This is a genomic window from Pseudomonas sp. F3-2 (assembly GCF_038804275.1).
In the GTDB taxonomy this organism is placed as follows: domain Bacteria; phylum Pseudomonadota; class Gammaproteobacteria; order Pseudomonadales; family Pseudomonadaceae; genus Aquipseudomonas.
Map to the genome: position 1 here is coordinate 5,923,042 of NZ_CP152388.1, position 19,648 is coordinate 5,942,689.

The window sequence follows — 19,648 nt, forward strand, 5'->3', positions numbered from 1 at the left end:
CATCGACACACCGCCATCGCGGGCAAGTGCGCACCTGCAGTCGGCGCCTTGAACTGAGATCAGCAGCCCGTCAGCGCAACCGGACGACGCTCGCCTTCAAAGAAGAACGGGCGAATGCGCACGCCCACTGCGTTGCCCGCAAATGCCGCGATCAGCCACAGCCAGCCATGCAGGCTGCCGGATGCGATACCACTGAAGTACGCGCCAATGTTGCAGCCGTACGCCAGACGCGAGCCATAACCGAGCAGCAACCCGCCCAATACCGCCGCGATCAATGAACGGGTCGGAATTTTCAGGTTTGGCGAGAAACGTCCTGCAAGACCTGCGGCCACTGCCGCACCCAACATAATGCCGATATCCATGACCGTGGTGATGTCCTCCCACACAGGGGCGGCCAGAGCCTTGGCGTTTGCCGGCATCTGCCAGAACACCCAGCTGCCGACGTCCACACCCATCGCGCTCGCGACCTTCGCGCCCCACAGGGCAAAGGCTGACGTGATGCCCCACGGACGCCCTGCCAGTGCCAGGGTGGCGTAGTTCAGCAACGCCAGCGCAATCGCGCCCCATACCAGCGGCCAAGGCCCGCGCAGGAAACGGCGCAATCCGACGTGCTCACTGGTGACGGCAGCCTCTAGTTCGCCATGGCGTTGCTTTTCAAGGTTCACGGTGATCAAGGCGATCATCGCGAACAGCACCAGGCTCATGATCAGCGCAGGAAACACGCCGAAGGTTTTGACGATGGAAGTCGCCGGAAAGGACGGCAGCGAAAACCACCAGTCAGCGTGGTGAGTGGCGATGACCGAGCCGATGATGAAGAACAGCAAGGTCACCAGCATTCGGGCGTTGCCGCCGCCCACTGTAAATAACGTGCCTGACGCGCAGCCACCGCCCATCTGCATGCCGATGCCGAAAATGAACGCACCGAATACCACTGACACGCCGGCCGGCGCGACCAGTCCGGTGACCGGGTTGCCGAATAACGTGCCCGCGCCCAAGGCCGGGAAGAACAGCACGACAGCGATGGCGAGCATGACCATCTGCGCCCGCAGACCGGCGCCCCGCCGCTCGTTGATGAACACCCGCCACGCCGAGGTGAAACCGAATGCCGCGTGGTACAGGGTCAGGCCCAGTGCCGCACCGACGATCAGCAACAGGACCTGCTTGCCACCCACGGCGGACTGAAGGAACAGCGCACCCGCGACGAGCAAAATGAAAGCAATCAACGGCGTGCCGAACTTGCGTTCCGGCGTCGCAGAAAGAGGAAGACTCATGGACGTATCTCAAGGAAGGTTGCAATGGGCGCGAGTATACGCCCGTCAATGCGGGGGTTTAAGCGATATGCCAATCGCGGGTCAGCCAATGCGCCAAGCACAATTGGGCCTCAATCTCGCCAGACATTGCGAAGCCTTTCCAGCGCCGAAGCGATATCCGCCTCGGGCACCGCCGCAAATCCCAGCACTAATCCTGCGCGGTTATCCACAGGCGTTTCTGAATCGGGCAACCAATAGCCGCTCAACGCCGACACCTCGACCCCCACGCCCTGGGCCTTGGCGATCAGTGCCCTCTCGCGCTCGATGCTGTCGACCTTCACGGACACATGCAGGCCCGCCGACGGCTTGGGCATCGGGCCGCAGCCAGGCAAGTCCTGCGGCCATCCAGCCAGCAATGCATCACGACGATTCAGGGCAGCGCGACGCATGCGGCGGATGTGCCGCTGGAAGTGGCCGGCAGCGATGAATTCGGCCATGACCATCTGCGTGCCGACCTCAGAGTGGCGCATGTCCACGGCGCGCCGCTGGCTGAAAGGCTTGACCAGATTTCGCGGCAGCACCAGATACCCAAGACGCAATGCCGGAAAGGCCACTTTGCCGAACGTGCCGACATAGAGCACTCGACCGTTGCGATCCAGCGCGGCCAGCGGCGTCAGAGGCGCACCGCTATAGCGGTATTCACCGTCATAGTCGTCTTCGACGATCCAGCCCTGTGTGCGCTCAGCCCACGCCAGTAATTCCAGCCGCCGCGCCAGGCTCATGGTCACACCCAGCGGATACTGATGGGACGGCGTGACGTAGGCGAGTCTGCAACTGCGGTCGTCGACATCGGGACTTCGCATGCCGTCGACATCCACCGGCATGCCACGCAACGTTGCACCCGCCATGGCGAATGCATGGCCGGCGGCCCGGTAACCCGGATTCTCGATCGCAACGGCATCGCCGTTGTTCAACAGCAACTGTGCACAAAGGGTAATTGCCTGCTGCGCACCACTGGTGATCACAATTTGTTCAGGGGTGCACTGCAAGTCACGAGATGTTCTTAAATAAACAGCGACCAATTCGCGAAGCCGCCACTCACCCGCCGGGTCTCCGTAACCCAGGTGATTCAGCCCGGGTTTGCGCCAGAAAGCCGCGTGCAGCTTGCCCCAAACGTCAAACGGAAACAGGTCGAATGCAGGCAATCCGACTCGGAACGCGCAAGGAAGGCCGGTTTTAGGGACGGTCAGATGATGAGTTTTCAACCGCTCCATGGCGGCACTGTGGATAACTTCACTGGATAAATCACCAGCCATTTCTGCGGATTTTGTGGATAACCCTGTTGATAAGCTTGGTGATAACCCTGTGGACAGTTTTGTGGATAGTTTTAGCGACGACGACCCGATCGCTGCCGATTTTTGCAGAAGGGCGACATACGTCCCATCACCGATGCGCCCCTGGATGAAACCCTCGGCGTACAGTTGATCGTAAGCGCGCATCACGCTGTTGCGCGAAATTGACAAGGACGCGGCGAGGTCACGGCTAGCTGGCAGCCGCGTGCCGCTGCCCAAGCGACCATCGAGAATGCGCTGGCGCAGCGCCAGATAGAGCTGACGGCTAAGTCCATGGCGCCGGTCCAGCTCAATGCCAGCAAAGTCGAACGTGAGAGACGGCGTCACATCAGGCATGTCATTGGCTCTATGAAATCGACCATTAATGGCTCTTACATCGAACCAATAGGCTGCCTACGATTGGGTCAGTCGCCAAGGGAAATATCATGTACACGCCCAACTATTTTAAAGACGAGGATCTCGCCAGCCTCCATCGGCAGATCGACAACGCGCGCCTGGCAACCTTGGTCACGTTCGACGAAACCGGGCTGCAGGCCAGCCATATCCCGGTGTTGCTGGATGCGGATGAAGGACCCAACGGCACGGTGTCCGGCCATCTCGCCAAAGCGAACCCGCAGTGGAAAGCCCTCGCTTCAGGTGCCGAAGCGATGCTGATTTTTCAGGGGCCGGACGCCTACATCAGCCCGTCCTTTTACGCCGCCAAAGCCGAGCACGGCAAAGTGGTGCCTACCTGGAATTACGTGGCGATCCATGCGTATGGTCGGCCAGAGGTTTTTTCTGACCCCGAGCGCCTGTTGCGGATCGTGTCCGGCCTGACGGATAAGCATGAAGCGGTGCGGTCCGAGCCTTGGGCGGTCAGCGACGCCCCTGCCGATTACATCCAGAAAATGCTCAACGGCATCGTTGGCTTTGCCATTCCCATCGAGCGGCTCGAGGGCAAGCGCAAACTCAACCAAAACCGCAGCCCTGAAGACATCGCCGGCGTAAGCCAAGGGCTGGCCGGCAGCCAAGACCCCAATGATCGGGAAATCGCTCGATTGATGAGCCAAGGAGAATCCAGTGTCTGATTTACACATCCGCCCGGTGACGGCCGCCGATAAACACGCCTGGCTGCCGCTGTGGGAGGCGTACCTGACGTTCTACAAAACCGAATTGGCCGATGCCGTGACGCAAAGCACCTGGCAGCGGTTTCTGGACAACAGCGAACCGACTAACGCGGCGCTCGCCTGGCAGGACGGCAAGGCGGTCGGCCTGGTTCACTTCATTTATCACCGCTCTAACTGGAGCATCCACAACGCGTGCTATCTGCAGGATCTGCTGGTGGTGCCGGAGCAGCGTGGCACTGGCGTCGGTCGCAAGCTGATCGAATACGTGTACGCGGCCGCGAAGACAGCGGGCGCCGACAAGGTTCACTGGCTGACTCATGAGAGCAATGCCACCGCCATCCAGCTCTACGAGCGCATCGCCGAGCGTCCAGGTTTCATCCAGTTTCGCAAACCGTTGTAAGGCCCGGGAATCTTGAATATGTCGAATCTTGAACACTGGCAATCGGCAAATTTGCCAGACGCACGAACACTGAACGGTCGTTTCATTCGTCTTGAAAAGCTCGACGCTGCGCGCCATGGCGACGGGCTCTGGGCAGCACTGCAGGGCCCTGGCTCAGACGCCAAATTGTGGGATTACCTGGCTGTGGGCCCGTTTGCCGAGCGCGCCGCGTTTGGTGATTACCTGTCCGGACTGCAGAGCTCTACCGATCCGTGGTTCTACACCGTGATCGATCAGGAAACCGGGACCATCGATGGTTTTCTGAGCCTGATGTCGATTGTCCCCACCCAGGGCCGTATCGAGATCGGTCACGTGACGTTCGGCGCGTCCATGCAACGCACACCCAAGGGCACCGAGGCGATTTATCTGCTGGCCAAGGAGTCGTTTGCGCTCGGCAACCGTCGGCTCGAATGGAAGTGCAACGCTGACAACGCCCGCTCGATGAAGGCTGCGCAACGGTTCGGGTTTACCTTCGAGGGCACATTCCGTCAGCACATGGTGGTCAAAGGGGCAAACCGCAATACGGCGTGGTTTTCGATCATCGACAGCGAGTGGCCTGCATTAGGGAAGGCCTTCAAGGCTTGGCTGGATGTGGATAACTTCAAGGATGGCGAGCAGATCAAGACGCTCGCGCAGTTGCGATCTGCGTAGCTTCCGTTCTCGCACGCAGGTCGGACAATTCCGAAAATCGTGCGGGATGGCCACGCGAAGACGCTTCGGGGCCTACTGTAAGGATGTTCACAGGAAGTGAACGTCCCTACTCATTCAAGGAAGAGTCCCATGCAAGATCTCAATCAATTCCGTGCAACCGCAGCGCCTGAAAATCCATGGCGCGTTCCTGAACCCGTTCTGAAATCGGGCAAGTATGGAAGCATCATCATCGACCGGGGGCAGCTGAAAAAGGCAGTCGCCGGTTCGAATAATCACTACCTTTTTTCCGAGACGGGAGCCGGCGTCCAGTCTCTGGTCATCGTCGGTACCGCCGTGCAAGTCGTCGAGTTCCTGCTCGCCCACCCGCAACGCGGTCTGGAATCGCAGATCAAGACCCTGCCCAAGCTCTACATGGGCATCAGCCCGTACGCGCCCAATCAACGCTTCTCTGGGGTGTTTCCGGCCAACGAACTGCTGTCCGCTGTCGCAGGCTTCCTCGGCAGCCTGATTCCCGCACCGGACTGGACCAACATCATTGGCGCTCCCGCGCAGCTCGAAGCCCTGAAGAAAGCCATTGATGGGCTGAGTCATTCGGACAAAGCCAAAGGCAAGATGCTCTACGTGAAATTCAGCTACTTGCCTGAAGACCAGATGGTGGAGATCGGCAAGGGGAAGATGTCGTTCAAGGAAGTGCTGCACGTGTTTCAGAAGCACTACAAGCCGCGCTGACAGTCAGCCTGTTCGACAGGCAAAAAAAGGGGAGCCACGAGTGCTCCCCCAGAGGTAAACCTCAGCCTCCTGCGTCAAGGCGCAGGAGGCTGTTCATTTTTCGAGCATCGAAATCAGCCTTCGATCTCGACCAGAATTTCGCCCGGATTCACGCGATCGCCTTTCGCGACATGGATCGCCACGACCTTGCCGGCAACCGCCGCCTGCACTTCGGTTTCCATCTTCATTGCCTCGGTGATCAACACCGCTTGACCTGCTCTGACGGTGTCGCCTTCCTTGACCAGCACCTCGACGATGTTGCCAGGCATGGTGGTGCTGACATGGCCCGGCTTGCTTGCCTGGGCACGCTTGCCTATGCCACCGCCGACAAATTCGTTGAGCGGCTCGAACACCACTTCTTCCGGCATGCCATCGATGGAAAGGTAGAAATGACGCTTGCCTTCGGCCTTCACGCCAACGCCAGTGATGTCGACGCGATAGCTTTCGCCGTGAACGTCAATCACGAACTCGGTCGGCACGCCCTCGCCGCCCGCCTTGGCAACTGTGCCAGGCTCAGGGATCGGCAACAGCGGTTCTGGCGCCAAGGTGCCCGCAGCGCGTTCTTCGAGGAACTTGCGCCCAATGTCCGGGAACATGGCATAAGTCAGCACGTCTTCCTCGGATTTTGCCAGCGTGCCGATTTCGCCGCGCAACTTGGTCATTTCCGGTTTCAGCAGGTCCGCTGGACGGACGTCGATCAGCTCTTCATTACCGATGGCCTGACGACGCAGCTTCTCGTCCACCTGACCCGGCGCCTTGCCGTAGCCGCCAGTGAGGTAAAGCTTCACTTCATTGGTGATGGTCTTGTAACGCTCGCCCGCAAGCACGTTGAAGAACGCCTGGGTGCCGACGATCTGCGACGTCGGCGTCACCAGAGGTGGATAGCCGAGGTCTTTGCGCACGCGCGGGATTTCAGCCAGCACTTCGCCCATCCGGTTGAGTGCGCCCTGTTCTTTTAGCTGGTTGGCGAGGTTGGAAATCATCCCGCCCGGCACCTGATTGACCTGCACGCGCGTGTCGACGGCGGTGAACTCGCTTTCGAACTGATGATATTTCTTACGCACGGCGTAGAAATACAGACCGATTTCCTGCAGCAGTTCCAGGTCCAGCCCCGTGTCGAACTCGCTGCCCTTGAGAGCGGCGACCATCGACTCAGTGCCTGGATGGCTGGTGCCCCACGCAAAGCTGGAGATCGCTGTATCAATGTGGTCGGCGCCGTTTTCTACAGCCTTCAGCTGGCACATCGCAGCCAGACCGGCCGTGTCGTGAGAGTGAATGAAGACCGGAAGCGACTGCTCGGCTTTCAGCGCCTTGACCAGCTCGCCTGTGGCGTAGGGGGTCAGTAGACCGGCCATGTCCTTGATCGCGACGGAGTCGCAGCCCATGGCTTCCATCTGCCGGGCCTGCGCAACGAAGGCCTCGATGGTATGCACCGGGCTTGTCGTGTAGGCGATGGTGCCTTGAGCGTGCTTGCCGGCCGCTTTCACCGCCTCGATGGCAACGCGCAGGTTACGCACGTCGTTCATGGCGTCGAAGATGCGGAACACATCGATGCCGTTGACCGCAGCCTTGGCGACGAACGCCTTCACCACATCGTCGCTGTAATGGCGATATCCCAAAAGGTTCTGACCCCGCAGCAGCATCTGCAGGCGTGTATTCGGCAGCGCGGCGCGCAGCTGACGCAGGCGCTCCCAAGGGTCTTCCTTCAGAAAACGTACGCAGGCATCGAATGTCGCGCCGCCCCAGACCTCCAGCGACCAGTAGCCGACTTTGTCGAGCTTCTCGCAGATCGGCAGCATGTCCTCGGTGCGCATGCGGGTGGCCAGCAGCGATTGGTGGGCGTCGCGCAGGATGGTGTCAGTAACGAAGATCTTCTTGGACATTTACGTGTTCCTCACAGGCCTGCATGGGCGGCAATGGCGGCAGCGATGGCCAGGGCCAGCTCTTCGGGTTTGCGCTTGATCGAATAATTGGTCAGTTCAGGGTGGCTTTCGACGAAGCTGGTATTGAACTGGCCGCTGCGAAATTCCGGGTTACGCAGGATTTCCTGGTAATAGGCGGCGGTGGTCTTCACGCCTTGCAGGCGCATGTCATCCAGCGCACGCAAGCCACGGTCCATCGCCTCCTCCCAGGTCAACGCCCAGACGATCAGCTTCAGGCACATCGAGTCGTAGAACGGCGGAATCGTGTAGCCGGTGTAAATCGCCGTGTCGGTCCGCACGCCAGGTCCGCCGGGCGCGTAGTAACGGGTAATCTTGCCGAAGCTGGGCAGGAAGTTGTTCTTGGGGTCCTCAGCGTTGATGCGGAACTGCAACGCGAAGCCGCGATGAATGATGTCTTCCTGCTTGACCGACAGCGGAAGCCCCGAGGCGATACGGATCTGTTCGCGAACGATGTCGATCCCGGTGATTTCTTCGGTGATCGTGTGCTCAACCTGCACGCGGGTGTTCATCTCCATGAAGTACACCTCGCCCTCGGCGAGCAGGAACTCCACGGTGCCGGCGTTCTCGTAGCCCACCGCCTTGGCTGCGCGCACCGACAGATCGCCGATATAAGCGCGCTGCTCCGGGGTCAGTTGCGGGCTTGGCGCGATTTCGATGAGCTTCTGGTTGCGGCGCTGAATCGAGCAGTCGCGCTCGAACAGGTGCACGACATTGCCGAAGCTGTCGCCAAGAATCTGCGCCTCGATGTGCTTGGGATTGACGATGCATTTTTCGAGGAAGACTTCCGCTTTGCCGAACGCCTTGGTTGCCTCGGAAATGACCCTGGGAAACGCCTGCTCGAGCTCATCGCGGCTGTTGCAGCGCCGAATTCCGCGCCCACCGCCGCCAGAAGTGGCTTTGAGCATCACCGGGTAACCGATGCGATCCCCTTCGACCAACGCTTCGGCGACGTCAGCCACATTGCCTTCGGTGCCGGGTGTGACCGGTACGCCAGCCTTGATCATGCTGCGGCGCGCTTCGGTCTTGTCACCCATGCGGCGGATCACTTCAGCGGAAGGGCCGATGAACTTGATCCCGCGTTCGGCGCAGATCTCAGCCAGTTCGGCGTTTTCCGAAAGAAAACCATACCCCGGGTGCAGCGCATCACAGCCGGTTTCGACAGCCAGATTCACCAGCTTGCGCGGGTTGAGATAGCCCTCCAGCGGCTCAGCGCCGATGCCGTAAGCCTCATCCGCGCGCTTTACATGAAGCGCGTGGCGGTCCGCGTCGGAATAGATCGCCACCGAGCGGATGCCCATTTCGGCGCAAGCGCGCACGATCCGGACAGCAATTTCTCCGCGGTTGGCGATCAGGATTTTTGTTATCACTGGCATTTCCTCGACCGATGAGCAGACGGACCGGAAACCGGTCACTTCGCGGCGACAAACCGTTACTGCGTGTTGCGTCGCTGCGATGAAGTCACCCTAAGACCAATCAGCAATTAATAAAAATGAGTAAAAATTGGGTTAAACATAAGTAAAACCTTATAGTTCCTGTTCGAGAGGATGCAGGAGGGAGTGAATCATGCGTAAGTCATTGATGCGTATGACGTTGCGTCAATTGCGGATCTTTAATGAAGTCTGCGATTTACGCTCCTACAGCCGCGCCGCCGAGGAAATGTCGCTGACGCAGCCTGCTGTCAGCTTGCAGATTCGGCAGCTGGAAGAACTGATCGGCCAGCCGCTTTTCGAATACGTCGGTAAAAAGCTCTACCTGACCGAGGCCGCCGAGGCGCTGCAGCTGGCAAGCCGTGACATTTTTGGCCGGCTGGAAAACCTCGATATGCAGCTTTCAGACATGCAGGGGTCATTGCAGGGCCAATTGAAGCTGGCGATCGAGTCCAGTGCAAAATACTTCGTTCCCCACCTGTTCGCCGCTTTTAAGCGCCAGTATCCCGAAGTCATGCTCAATCTGACAGTCGTCAACCGAGCGCAGGTGATCCGTCGGCTGTCCGATAACCGGGATGATCTGGTGGTGATGTCGATGGTCCCGCAGGACATGAATCTGGAATTCCTGCCTTTTCTGAACAACCCGATCGTTGCAGTCGCAAGACCCGATCATCCGCTGGCACAGCTGGAGAACCCTTCGTTAAAGAACCTGGAAGGTCACACGCTGGTTATCCGCGAATCGGGTTCGGGGACGCGAAAGGCGTGCGAAGAGTATTTCAAGGAGAAGCGCATCCACTTTGAGCACTCGCTGGAGGTATCCTCAGCCGAGGCGCAGCGTGAGTGTGTGGTGGCGGGATTGGGTATCGCGCTGCTGACCCGGCATGCGCTGAGCCTGGAACTGGCCACGGGCATGCTCAAAGAGTTGCCAGTGGCCGAGTTGCCTCTGTATCGGAGCTGGTGCGTGGTCCAGGCAAGAGAGAAGCGGTTGTCGCCGGTGGCTCACGCATTCCTTGCGTTCATTCGCACCGAGCGGGCGCAGATCAGCGAGTTGGTCGCGCGCTTTGATGGCCACCTTCCGAAACGCTAGCGCTCTGCCAGAAATTGGCCGACGCGGCATCGAGGTAGTCAGAGAGCTCCTGATTCAAGCGGCGTTCTTCGGAGTAGGTTTCGATCGCACGCCGAAACGCCATGCGGCGTTGGTCTTCCTGCTGACGGCGGGTCTTGGCGCTGGAGGTGCTGTGCTGCTGCGAGTCATCGTAGTGCCGAGGCATATCCTGTCTCCCATTGCGTGTGCGGGAGTACAGAGTGGCCCTGAGCCGTGACGATCAGGTGGCGCGCGGGTGACAAGTTGGTGAACGCTGGAGACCGGCCAATTCATCCATAGCTTGTGGGAACGACATTGCTTGCGAAGATGCCTGGAAATTTACGCCTTCGGCGCTCGCCTCTGCGTCTTCGCGAGCAAGCTCGTTCCCACAGAATCGTTGCAGAACAGGTCGCTCAATCCTCAGCGGACTTGATCGACTTCGGCGACAACCGCAGGCTGCGCAAGCTGCGCTTCACGCTCTTGAGATGATTGACCAGACTCGGGCCGCGCGCCATCGCAACGCCCATCGCCAGTACATCGATAACCACCAGGTGGGCAATGCGTGAGGTCAACGGGGTGTAGATCTCGGTGTCCTCATGCACATCGATCGCCAGATTGACTGTCGACAATTCGGCCAGCGGTGTCTGACTCGGGCATAGCGTGATCAGGTTGGCGCCGCTCTCACGCACCAGATTGGCCGTGATCAGCAGGTCCTTCGAACGACCCGACTGCGAGATACACACGGCGACATCAGTCGGTTTGAGCGTCACTGCGGACATCGCCTGCATGTGCGGATCAGAGTAGGAAGCCGCCGTCAGCAGCAATCGGAAAAACTTGTGCTGAGCGTCGGCAGCGACCGCGCCCGATGCGCCGAATCCATAGAACTCCACACGGTGCGCTGCCGCCATGACCGTGACGGCAGCCTGCAACGCATGGGGATCGAGCTTTTCACGCACTTCCATCAGCGTGTGCAGCGTGGTGTCGAAAATCTTCAGGCTGTAGTCGGCAACCGAGTCATCTTCATGGATCGCGAACTGACCAAAGCTCGCGCCTGCGGCCAGGCTCTGGGCCAGCTTGAGTTTCAGATCCTGAAAACCGGTGCAACCGATGGCGCGGCAAAACCGCACGATGGTGGGCTCACTGATGCCGACGCTGTGGGCCAGATCGGCCATGGAGCTGTGCATCACGGCCGCCGGATCGAGCAGCACATGGTCTGCTACTTTCAGCTCCGACTTGCGTAAGAGATGGCGTGACTGGGCGATGTGCTGCAACAGATTCAAAGGACAGGACTCAATAGAAGGATGGGCCGGGCTGTAGCTTTTTTGTAGTTATACTACATGACCTGCAAACCGCACAGCTAAACGAGCTCGCCGTTGGCAACCGATCACACCTGAATGACAGGGCGCCTTGCAGTGTAGGACTTTTTACACGGGACTCCAGGCCTCGCCCACCCGATTACGCAACACCTCGCCCATCGCGTCCGCTTCGACAGGACGACTGATCAGATAACCCTGCACTTCATCGCAGCCGTGGGACTTCAGGAAGTCCAGCTGGGTGCAGTCCTCTACGCCCTCGGCCACTACTTTGAGCTCCAGACTATGTGCCATCGCGATGATCGCCCGGGTGATCGCCGCGTCTTCCGTGCCCTCGCCCAGGCCGCGAATGAATGACTGATCGATCTTCACGTAATCGACCGGGAAACGCTTGAGGTAACTCAGCGATGAATAACCCGTGCCGAAATCGTCGATCGCAAGTTTTACGCCCAGCTCACGCAACTGTTGGAAGGTCGTGATGATGTGCTCGACGCTGTCGAGCAACTGACTCTCGGTCAGCTCAAGCTCCAGGTATTCGGGCAGCAGCCCGGTTTCGTCCAGCACCTGACGCACAAGGCTGACGAGCTTGCCCTGCCGCAACTGATGCACGGAAAGATTGACCGACACCCGGATCGGCGCAATTCCGTCACGCACCCACTCACACGCCTGGCGGCAAGCCTGACGCAACACGAATTCGCCGATATCGGCGATCAGTCCTGTTTCTTCCGCCAACCCGATGAACTCTCCGGGCGGCACCATGCCGCGAGCAGGATGGCGCCAGCGCACCAGAGCCTCTGCCGAGTTCATTCGTCCAGTGATCAGTTCCAGCTTGGGCTGATAGAACACTTCGAGCTGGCCGTCTTCGATCGCGCGACGCAGCTGAATTTCCAGTTGCAGACGCTCAAGCGTGCGCGCCTGAAGACTTTCCGTGTAGAACTGGACATTGTTGCCACCCAGGTGCTTGGCGTATTGCATCGCCATGTTCGCCTGACTGACTAAAGCCGCCAGGTCACGTGCCGAGTCAGGCAGCAGCGCGATCCCGATCGACGCACTGATCACCAGATCATGTCCGGAAACCGTGATCGGCGAGCGCATTTTGCTGAGCAGTCGCGTGGTCAGCCTCGCCAGCGTGGTCAGGTTTGCGTGGCTGTCGAGGATCACCGCGAATTCATCGGCAGACAGCCGGGCGACGGTGTCGGCGCCGGTCAATTCCGCGCTCAGGCGGCGAGCGACCAGGCGCAGCAGTTGATCGGCGATGTCATGACCCAGGCTGTCGTTGAGCAATTTGAAACGATCAAGATTGATGTGCAGCAGAGCCAGGTTTTTACCACCCTGCCGCACACGCTGGTTAGCCTCGCGCAGACGCTCGTTGAACAGCGCGCGATTGGCCAACCCGGTGAGTTCATCGTAGTGCGTGAGAAATCGCGTGCGCTCTTCGTACTGTCGCGCCAGCTCGCGATTGAGCTCATCACTTTTCGCTTGCGCCTGTTGCAGGTGCTCGATCAGCGCCAGGTTTTGGAAACGGCGGATGAGGCCGCGCTGAATCAGCCTGTTCACCTGAATGGCCACGACGATGAGCGCCAGCAGAAGGATAAGGCCCAGCCAGCCCCAGCCCCGCATCGGTACCTCTGCGCCCCAGAACAGATAGATGATCGGAGGCAGCAGACAAGGCACGGCAAAGGTCAGAAACGCCGGGATGCTCACGGCGTACGCCACACTGGCAGACAGCGTCGCGGCGCCGATCAGGCCGAACACCCACGCTTGCTGAATGAAGTTTTCCACAGGCACCAGCGCCAGCGCCGCGCTCGACAACGTAAGCCCGCTGACGCAGGCGCCGGCCAGAAACATGCGCTTCCAGACCGGATGTGCCTGACGCTCCGGCGAAGCCGCGCGAAACGCCGCCACCTGCAGCACCCGCAGACAGATCAGCGCCGACAGCCAGCCCATCCAGACGCTGACCAGCACGTAGCGTTCCGGGCTCCAGAGCAACCAGGCGCACAGCAGACCATTAATGAACATGAAAAGAGTCGGCAGCAGCGACCCTTGGTAAAGAAGGCGTGTGCGCTCGACTGCAAGCTGAGTAGCAAACTGTCTGCGGATGACACGTCGTGTCGCCACAGAGTCGGCCGGGGCTTCGGAGCTGGAGATCATGGCAGTTCTTATAATTGGGGCCTTGAGCGTCAGCGGAGCATACACAAGCCACCAAAGAGACCAAACAGTCAGAAAAATAAATTGTATGGACGGTCGCATCGCGCCTTTTCATCGAGCGACAAATCCGCGATTGAGACCGCTTCCAGTGTGAGTGACGGCCTGACTTTGCGACCGACCGGCGTAAGAGTTTGCCCACTCCACCCCGGCACCCTAGAATGCGCCGATGCGCGATGATCTCTCCCTTCTGCTTAATTCTCTCAACGATGCCCAACGTCAGGCCGTAGCTGCCTCACTGGGTCGTCAGTTGGTCCTGGCCGGCGCTGGTTCCGGCAAAACCCGCGTGCTTGTGCATCGTATCGCCTGGCTTATCCAGGTCGAAAATGCCTCGCCGCACTCGATCCTGTCGGTGACGTTCACCAACAAGGCCGCTGCCGAGATGCGCCACCGCATCGAGCAGCTGATGGGTATCAACCCGGCCGGAATGTGGGTCGGCACCTTCCACGGTCTGGCGCATCGCCTGTTGCGCGCGCACTGGCAGGAAGCGGGACTGAGTCAGAGCTTCCAGATCCTCGACAGCGATGATCAGCAGCGTCTGGTCAAACGCGTGATCCGCGAGTTGGGTCTGGATGAGCAGCGCTGGCCAGCGCGTCAGGCGCAGTGGTTCATCAACGGCCAGAAGGATGAAGGGCTTCGCCCGCAACACATTCAGGCCAGTGGCGACATGTTCCTGGCAACCATGCGCAGCATTTACGAAGCCTATGAAGCGGCCTGCCAGCGCGCCGGCGTTATCGATTTCTCCGAACTGCTGCTGCGCGCGCTTGATTTGTGGCGGGACCATCCGGGCCTGCTGCAACACTACCAGCGGCGTTTCCGCCACGTGCTGGTGGACGAATTTCAGGACACCAACGCCGTGCAGTACGCCTGGCTGCGTCTACTGGCCAAGGGCGGCGACAGCCTGATGGTGGTGGGCGATGACGATCAGTCGATTTACGGCTGGCGCGGCGCCAAGATCGAGAACATTCATCAGTATTCCGATGACTTCCCGGACACCGAGGTCATCCGTCTGGAGCAGAACTACCGCTCCACGGCGAGCATTCTCAAAGCGGCCAACGGCCTGATCGTCAATAACAGCGGCCGTCTGGGCAAAGAGCTGTGGACCGACGTCGGCGACGGCGAACTGATCAGCCTGTACGCGGCCTTCAACGAGCACGATGAAGCGCGCTACGTGGTCGAAACCATCGAAAGCGCCATCAAGACAGGCCTGTCGCGCAGCGATATCGCGATTCTCTATCGGTCGAACGCCCAGTCGCGGGTACTCGAAGAGGCATTGCTGCGTGAGCGGATTCCGTACCGCATCTATGGCGGTCAGCGATTCTTCGAACGCGCCGAAATCAAGAACGCCATGGCTTACCTGCGCCTGCTCGACGGTCGCGGCAACGATTCCGCGCTTGAGCGTGTCATCAACGTGCCTGCCCGTGGCATCGGCGAGAAAACCGTCGAGGCAATCCGCGAGCATGCCCGCCACGCCGATGTCTCGATGTGGGAAGCCATGCGTCAGCTGGTTGCGAACAAAGGTCTCACCGGACGTGCCGCCAGTGCGCTGGGCGCGTTCATCGAGCTGATCGAAAACCTTTCTGCCAAAGTCATGGAGATGCCGCTGCACTTGATGACGCAGACCGTCATCGAGCAATCCGGGCTGATCACCTATCACCAGGAAGAAAAAGGTGAGAAGGGCCAGGCACGGGTGGAAAACCTTGAAGAACTGGTCAGCGCCGCCCGCGCCTTCGAGAACAGCGAAGAAGAGGAAGACCTGACGCCATTGGCCGCATTCCTCGGTCACGCGTCGCTTGAAGCGGGCGACACGCAGGCGGACGAGCACGAAGACAGCATTCAACTGATGACGCTGCACAGCGCCAAAGGCCTTGAGTTCCCGTACGTGTTCCTCGTGGGCATGGAAGAAGGCCTGTTCCCGCACAAGATGAGCCTGGAAGAGCCGGGTCGTCTTGAGGAGGAGCGACGCCTGGCCTACGTGGGCATCACGCGTGCGATGCAGCATCTGGTGCTGACCTACGCCGAAACCCGGCGCCTGTACGGCAGCGAGACCTACAACAAGGTTTCACGATTCGTACGTGAGGTCCCACCGAATCTGATTCAGGAAGTGCGTCTCTCCAACAGCGTGACGCGTCCTTTCGGTGGCTCCAAAACGATGGCGCCAAGCCGCCTGTTCGACGGTGAAGGTATCCCGCAAAGCCAGTTCTCGCTGGGTCAGCGCGTGCAGCACGCGGTCTTTGGTGAGGGCGTGATCCTCAATTTCGAGGGCTCAGGCGCACAGGCCCGGGTTCAGGTGAATTTTGCCGAAGGCAGCAAATGGCTGATGCTGGGCTACGCGAAGCTGGAACCAGTCTGATCCTGACCGGTACGTTGCAGGTGTGAGCAGACTGTCTGGCTGCCCCTGTCGATCAACGTCGCAAAACTCGACGCCTTCCCGGCTAAAGCCGGTCCTACGAAAAGCTCGCCGCGTCTGTAGGACCGGCTTCAGCCGGGAAGAAAAGCTTGCAGCGTCGGTAGGGCCGGATTCAGCAGGAAGGGGAGAGCTCGCAGCGTCTGTAGGACCGGCTTTAGCCGGGAAGAGGCCGCTGCATATGGTGGAGAACCAATGGCCTTACCCGCGCGCTCTTGCATTCCTACATCGGGCCCCCATCTTTCCTACAGAACTTTCTCCATCGCCCCACAACCCAAGTAGTACGGGCGCTGTTGAGATCCACGCAAAAGCCAGAAACATATGGCTGCTGGTCAGACACATTTGTCCTGTGCAACATGGCGCGCGTGCAATCCACAAACGGGAATTCCCAATATGCAACGTTTTCTAAGCATCGCTTTGGCGCTGGTCATCGGTCTCACCATGAGCCTGGATGCCAACGCCGCGCGTTTCGGTGGTGGCAAGAGCATGGGCTCGGCGCCAAGTCACCAGGCGCGCCAGACAGCTCCTTCTGCCCCTGCCGCCGCACCTAATGCCGCCGGTCGTCCTGCGCCTGCTGCAGGCGGTGCTTCCAAATGGCTGGGCCCACTGGCCGGTATCGCCGCCGGTGGCCTGCTGGCCTCCATGTTCATGGGCGGTGGTTTCCAGGGCATGCAATTCTTCGACATCCTGATCATGGCGGTCATCGCATTCGTGATCTTCCGCTTCATTGCGGCACGTCGACGCAAGCAACAGCCGCACATGGCACCTGCTGGCGCGCCTTACCAGCGTGAAACGTTCGAGCAACCGGCTCAGAACACTTCGATCTTCGGTGGCGCTGCGCCTGCTGCGGCAGCTCGCCCTGTGATCAACGCGCCGGCCTGGTTCAACGAAGAACGCTTCCTTGAAGCCGCTCGCACGCACTTCCAGTCGCTGCAGCAGCACTGGGATGCTAACGAGATGGACAAGATCGCCGAGTTCGTGACCCCGCAAATGCTGCAGTTCCTGAAAAAGGAACGTGCGGATCTGGGCGACGGCTTCCAGTCGACCTACATCGACAACCTGACCGTGCAGCTGGACGGCCTGGATGATCGCGCTGACAAGACAATCGCGACCCTGACGTTCTCGGGTGTCTCCAAAACGTCCCGCTTCGACCAGGGCGAAGTGTTCAGCGAGAGCTGGAACATGGAACGCGCACCGGGCGAGAACCAGCCTTGGCTGGTTGCCGGTATCCGCCAGAACGGCTGAAACGCTTCGCGGCATGGTTAATCCAGAACCCCGACACTGTTCGGGGTTTTGTTTTTCTGAGGCCGCGGTTAATTTGGCGATGCCTTTGAGCTACTGTATAACCCGCGTAAATCGTTAGAGGATCCACGTCGTGGAAGAAGTCATCGAACAACTCCGTGAAGCCAATGAGCCAGTTCCCGTCCCGCTGGAACTGCCGGACGAAGATCAGCTCGTCGAAATCGAAGAGCAGCTGTTCATCAACATCCCCTTTGTCTTCAAAGAATTTCTCCTGACCGTCAGCGACGTGGTGTACGGCAGCCTGGAGCCGGTGACCGTCACCGACCCGCAATCGCACACCTATCTGCCGGATGTGGCGGCGAACGCCTGGGACATCGGCGTTCCGCGCGAGCTGATCCCGATCTGCCAGGACGGTGAAGATTACTATTGCGTCGAGGAAGACGGCACGGTCGTGCTGTGGTCGGGCGAGGAAGAAATCGTCACCGAAGAGAGCTGGGAATCGGTCTGGCACTGGGCGCGAGACGTCTGGCTCGAAAGCTGAAACCGTCCCGCAGCAGCCAAGCCTTCGGAGCTCAACGCTCTGAAGGCTCCTGATGATTACCCAGTGTTTCCAGCAGCGCGATCTGCATGCGCGTGTGCACCCGGATGAACCAGCGCCACAACACGGCCGCCACCACCCCCGCCACCGCGACGATCAACAGCAGCCATTCACTGGTGGGCAGCATGCTCGCCGACAGCAGTGCGATCAGCAGGAAGATCACCAGCAACGACACCAGTGGAATGACCTCCGCGATCACGCGCCTGACCCGTGCAGTGTGCCGTCCAGCCATCTCGGGCTTTACGCCCATCTCCGCCAGCAGCATCGACAGCGCCTTGAGCTTGCGATAAGCCGCAATCAAAAACGGCAACGACAGCAGCAATGACGCACCCCAGATCCAGGCTTTCTGCTGTCCGATTTCGGTGACCCACTCACTGAAATACTCGCCGATGCGCTCGGCAAAAAATGCCCCGCAGAAGAATATCGCCACGACCAGTGCCAAATTCACGCCGACTTGCAGCAGGATTTTGCGGATCATCGAAGCCAGCAGCGCGCCCTCGCCCTGTGGCTGGATGCTGCGCAGCCACTCTCCGTACATGCCGAAAACCCGGGCGACTCTCGTCGGCACGATACTGCCCAGTTTGTGGGAAAGCGGATCAGCGGACCGGATCAGATAAGGCGTGAGCAAGGTTGTGATCGCCGATACTGCAACCGCCACCGGATATAGGAAATCGCTGGTGACCTGGAGCGTCATACCCAGGGCGGCGATGATGAACGAGAATTCGCCGATCTGTGACAGCCCCATCCCCACGCGCAGTGAGGTTTTGCCGTCGTTACCGGCGATAAATGCGCCTAGCCCGCAGGACAGCATCTTGCCCAACACCACCGCGACCGTGATGACTGCGATCGGCCAGGCATAATCGAGCAGGATCTGCGGGTCGATCAGCAAACCGATGGCGACGAAGAAGATTGCACTGAACATGTCCCGAATCGGCTCGACCAGATGCTCGATCTTTGCCAGTTGTCTGGATTCGGCCATGATGGCGCCGATCAGGAACGCCCCGAGCACCATGCTGTATTCAAGCTTGACCACGAGCAGGCAGAAACCGAAACACAGTCCCAGCACCGTGACCAATAGCATCTCGTTGCTTTCGAATTTCGCCACATACGACAAGAGTCGCGGCACCACCAGAATGCCGATGACCAGCGCCACAATCATGAACAGCGATAACTTGCCGACGGTGGAGAACACCTCGCCCGAGCTGACCGTACCGCTGACCGCGATGCCTGACAGCAACGCAATGATGCCGATACCGAGAATGTCCTCGACGATCAGCACACCGAAGATGAGCTGCGCGAAACGCTGGTTCTTCATCTTCAGATCATTGAGTGCCTTGACGATGATCGTGGTCGAGGAAATGGCGAGGATCGCACCCAGAAACAGTGAGTCCATGGTATTCCACGCGAAAAACTGGCCGATTTCGTAGCCGATCCAGATCATCAGCATGATCTCGAGGAAAGCGGCGATGAAGGCTGTCGCACCGACCTTGAACAGCTTGCGCAGACTGAACTCCAGTCCGAGACAGAACATCAGGAAAATCACACCCAGTTCGGCAAGGGTCTTGATGGTGTCTTCATCATGAATCAGGCCGAACGGCGGGGTATGCGGCCCGATGATGAAGCCGGCGACGATGTAACCGAGGACAACGGGCTGCTTGAGCCGATGAAAGACGACTGTCACCACGCCAGCGACCAGCATGATGACTGCCAGATCCTGAATGAAACTGATGGCATGCATGGGCGCGGGCTCCTTGTGACGACAGCGAAAATGCGCGCTTCTGCATGAAAGATCGACGATGGCTGTACGAAATATCATCAGCGAAGCCGGAAATTTCCGGAAGAAGCGCAGGAATTACCCAATCC

General features: G+C 59.5%; 16 protein-coding genes. 8 read left to right on the forward strand and 8 right to left on the reverse strand.

The features are described from left to right. Window positions 1-59 precede the first annotated feature (59 nt). Together AAGQ88_RS26465 and AAGQ88_RS26470 are read right to left on the reverse strand one after the other, a co-directional pair. Window positions 60-1,271: a YeeE/YedE family protein gene (locus AAGQ88_RS26465; protein WP_342654041.1), complete on the reverse strand. Its 1,212-nt coding sequence runs from the start codon at window positions 1,269-1,271 to the stop codon at window positions 60-62. 110 nt (window positions 1,272-1,381) lie between these two features. Further along, window positions 1,382-2,938, reverse strand: coding sequence for a PLP-dependent aminotransferase family protein (locus AAGQ88_RS26470; RefSeq protein WP_342654042.1), 1,557 nt, complete (start codon window positions 2,936-2,938; stop codon window positions 1,382-1,384). An 89-nt stretch (window positions 2,939-3,027) separates the two neighbouring features. On the opposite strand from AAGQ88_RS26470, the gene AAGQ88_RS26475 reads away from it, so the two are divergent. The 4 genes from AAGQ88_RS26475 (at window position 3,028) to AAGQ88_RS26490 (ending at window position 5,527) form a co-directional block, all read left to right on the forward strand. Beyond that, the gene (locus AAGQ88_RS26475) at window positions 3,028-3,669 is read left to right on the forward strand and encodes an FMN-binding negative transcriptional regulator (protein ID WP_342654043.1); all 642 of its coding nucleotides are present in this window, start codon (window positions 3,028-3,030) and stop codon (window positions 3,667-3,669) included. Further along, window positions 3,662-4,108 carry a GNAT family N-acetyltransferase gene (locus tag AAGQ88_RS26480; protein WP_342654044.1) on the forward strand — a complete coding sequence of 149 codons (447 nt, stop codon included), beginning with the start codon at window positions 3,662-3,664 and terminating at the stop codon, window positions 4,106-4,108. The genes AAGQ88_RS26475 and AAGQ88_RS26480 overlap by 8 nt, the downstream gene beginning before the upstream one ends. 18 nt (window positions 4,109-4,126) lie before the next feature. After that, window positions 4,127-4,798 (forward strand): GNAT family protein, encoded by a 672-nt coding sequence (locus AAGQ88_RS26485; RefSeq protein ID WP_342654045.1) that lies wholly within the window; start codon window positions 4,127-4,129, stop codon window positions 4,796-4,798. A gap of 129 nt (window positions 4,799-4,927) precedes the next feature. Next, the gene (locus AAGQ88_RS26490) at window positions 4,928-5,527 is read left to right on the forward strand and encodes a hypothetical protein (RefSeq protein WP_342654046.1); all 600 of its coding nucleotides are present in this window, start codon (window positions 4,928-4,930) and stop codon (window positions 5,525-5,527) included. Window positions 5,528-5,640: 113 nt separating this feature from the next. Here the strand turns inward: AAGQ88_RS26490 and oadA are convergent, their stop codons facing one another. Continuing rightward, a complete protein-coding gene (gene oadA / locus AAGQ88_RS26495) occupies window positions 5,641-7,449 on the reverse strand; it encodes a sodium-extruding oxaloacetate decarboxylase subunit alpha (protein ID WP_342654047.1) in 1,809 nt (602 codons plus the stop codon). 11 nt (window positions 7,450-7,460) lie between these two features. Then, on the reverse strand, window positions 7,461-8,876 hold the full coding sequence (locus AAGQ88_RS26500) for an acetyl-CoA carboxylase biotin carboxylase subunit (protein ID WP_285422867.1): 1,416 nt from the start codon (window positions 8,874-8,876) through the stop codon (window positions 7,461-7,463). Between the two features lie 196 nt (window positions 8,877-9,072). Here AAGQ88_RS26500 and AAGQ88_RS26505 point away from each other — a divergent pair, with 196 nt between their 5' ends. Next, on the forward strand, window positions 9,073-10,023 hold the full coding sequence (locus AAGQ88_RS26505; RefSeq protein ID WP_342654048.1) for a LysR family transcriptional regulator: 951 nt from the start codon (window positions 9,073-9,075) through the stop codon (window positions 10,021-10,023). Here AAGQ88_RS26505 and AAGQ88_RS26510 read toward each other — a convergent pair. From AAGQ88_RS26510 to AAGQ88_RS26520, 3 genes are all read right to left on the reverse strand, one after another. Then, the gene (locus AAGQ88_RS26510; RefSeq protein ID WP_285422865.1) at window positions 9,977-10,207 is read right to left on the reverse strand and encodes a hypothetical protein; all 231 of its coding nucleotides are present in this window, start codon (window positions 10,205-10,207) and stop codon (window positions 9,977-9,979) included. The two genes, AAGQ88_RS26505 and AAGQ88_RS26510, sit on opposite strands and share 47 nt — an antisense overlap. A 226-nt stretch (window positions 10,208-10,433) precedes the next feature. Then, window positions 10,434-11,300, reverse strand: coding sequence for a transcriptional regulator HexR (gene hexR, locus AAGQ88_RS26515; protein WP_074754821.1), 867 nt, complete (start codon window positions 11,298-11,300; stop codon window positions 10,434-10,436). A gap of 144 nt (window positions 11,301-11,444) precedes the next feature. Next, window positions 11,445-13,484 carry an EAL domain-containing protein gene (locus tag AAGQ88_RS26520; protein WP_342654049.1) on the reverse strand — a complete coding sequence of 680 codons (2,040 nt, stop codon included), beginning with the start codon at window positions 13,482-13,484 and terminating at the stop codon, window positions 11,445-11,447. A 223-nt stretch (window positions 13,485-13,707) separates the two neighbouring features. On the opposite strand from AAGQ88_RS26520, the gene uvrD reads away from it, so the two are divergent. The 3 genes from uvrD to AAGQ88_RS26535 all read left to right on the forward strand — a co-directional run bounded on the left by uvrD (window position 13,708) and on the right by AAGQ88_RS26535 (window position 17,728). Then, window positions 13,708-15,891, forward strand: a complete 2,184-nt coding sequence (gene uvrD / locus AAGQ88_RS26525; RefSeq protein WP_342654050.1) for a DNA helicase II — start codon at window positions 13,708-13,710, stop codon at window positions 15,889-15,891. 447 nt (window positions 15,892-16,338) lie between these two features. Then, complete coding sequence (locus tag AAGQ88_RS26530; protein ID WP_093466400.1) at window positions 16,339-17,190, forward strand: Tim44 domain-containing protein; 852 nt, start codon at window positions 16,339-16,341, stop codon at window positions 17,188-17,190. A gap of 130 nt (window positions 17,191-17,320) precedes the next feature. Continuing rightward, a complete protein-coding gene (locus AAGQ88_RS26535) occupies window positions 17,321-17,728 on the forward strand; it encodes an SMI1/KNR4 family protein (protein WP_093466402.1) in 408 nt (135 codons plus the stop codon). 31 nt (window positions 17,729-17,759) lie between these two features. Here the strand turns inward: AAGQ88_RS26535 and AAGQ88_RS26540 are convergent, their stop codons facing one another. Further along, window positions 17,760-19,523 carry a cation:proton antiporter gene (locus AAGQ88_RS26540; protein WP_342654051.1) on the reverse strand — a complete coding sequence of 588 codons (1,764 nt, stop codon included), beginning with the start codon at window positions 19,521-19,523 and terminating at the stop codon, window positions 17,760-17,762. Between the last annotated feature and the right edge of the window lie 125 nt (window positions 19,524-19,648).

Coding starts and splice junctions, on each gene's coding strand:
- AAGQ88_RS26470 (WP_342654042.1), bottom strand. CDS start 2,938: ATGCCTGATGTGACGCCGTCTCTCACGTTCGACTTTGCTGGCATTGAG.
- AAGQ88_RS26475 (WP_342654043.1), top strand. CDS start 3,028: ATGTACACGCCCAACTATTTTAAAGACGAGGATCTCGCCAGCCTCCAT.
- uvrD (WP_342654050.1), top strand. CDS start 13,708: ATGCGCGATGATCTCTCCCTTCTGCTTAATTCTCTCAACGATGCCCAA.
- AAGQ88_RS26490 (WP_342654046.1), top strand. CDS start 4,928: ATGCAAGATCTCAATCAATTCCGTGCAACCGCAGCGCCTGAAAATCCA.
- oadA (WP_342654047.1), bottom strand. CDS start 7,449: ATGTCCAAGAAGATCTTCGTTACTGACACCATCCTGCGCGACGCCCAC.
- AAGQ88_RS26530 (WP_093466400.1), top strand. CDS start 16,339: ATGCAACGTTTTCTAAGCATCGCTTTGGCGCTGGTCATCGGTCTCACC.
- AAGQ88_RS26485 (WP_342654045.1), top strand. CDS start 4,127: ATGTCGAATCTTGAACACTGGCAATCGGCAAATTTGCCAGACGCACGA.
- AAGQ88_RS26520 (WP_342654049.1), bottom strand. CDS start 13,484: ATGATCTCCAGCTCCGAAGCCCCGGCCGACTCTGTGGCGACACGACGT.
- AAGQ88_RS26505 (WP_342654048.1), top strand. CDS start 9,073: ATGCGTAAGTCATTGATGCGTATGACGTTGCGTCAATTGCGGATCTTT.
- AAGQ88_RS26540 (WP_342654051.1), bottom strand. CDS start 19,523: ATGCATGCCATCAGTTTCATTCAGGATCTGGCAGTCATCATGCTGGTC.
- AAGQ88_RS26510 (WP_285422865.1), bottom strand. CDS start 10,207: ATGCCTCGGCACTACGATGACTCGCAGCAGCACAGCACCTCCAGCGCC.
- AAGQ88_RS26465 (WP_342654041.1), bottom strand. CDS start 1,271: ATGAGTCTTCCTCTTTCTGCGACGCCGGAACGCAAGTTCGGCACGCCG.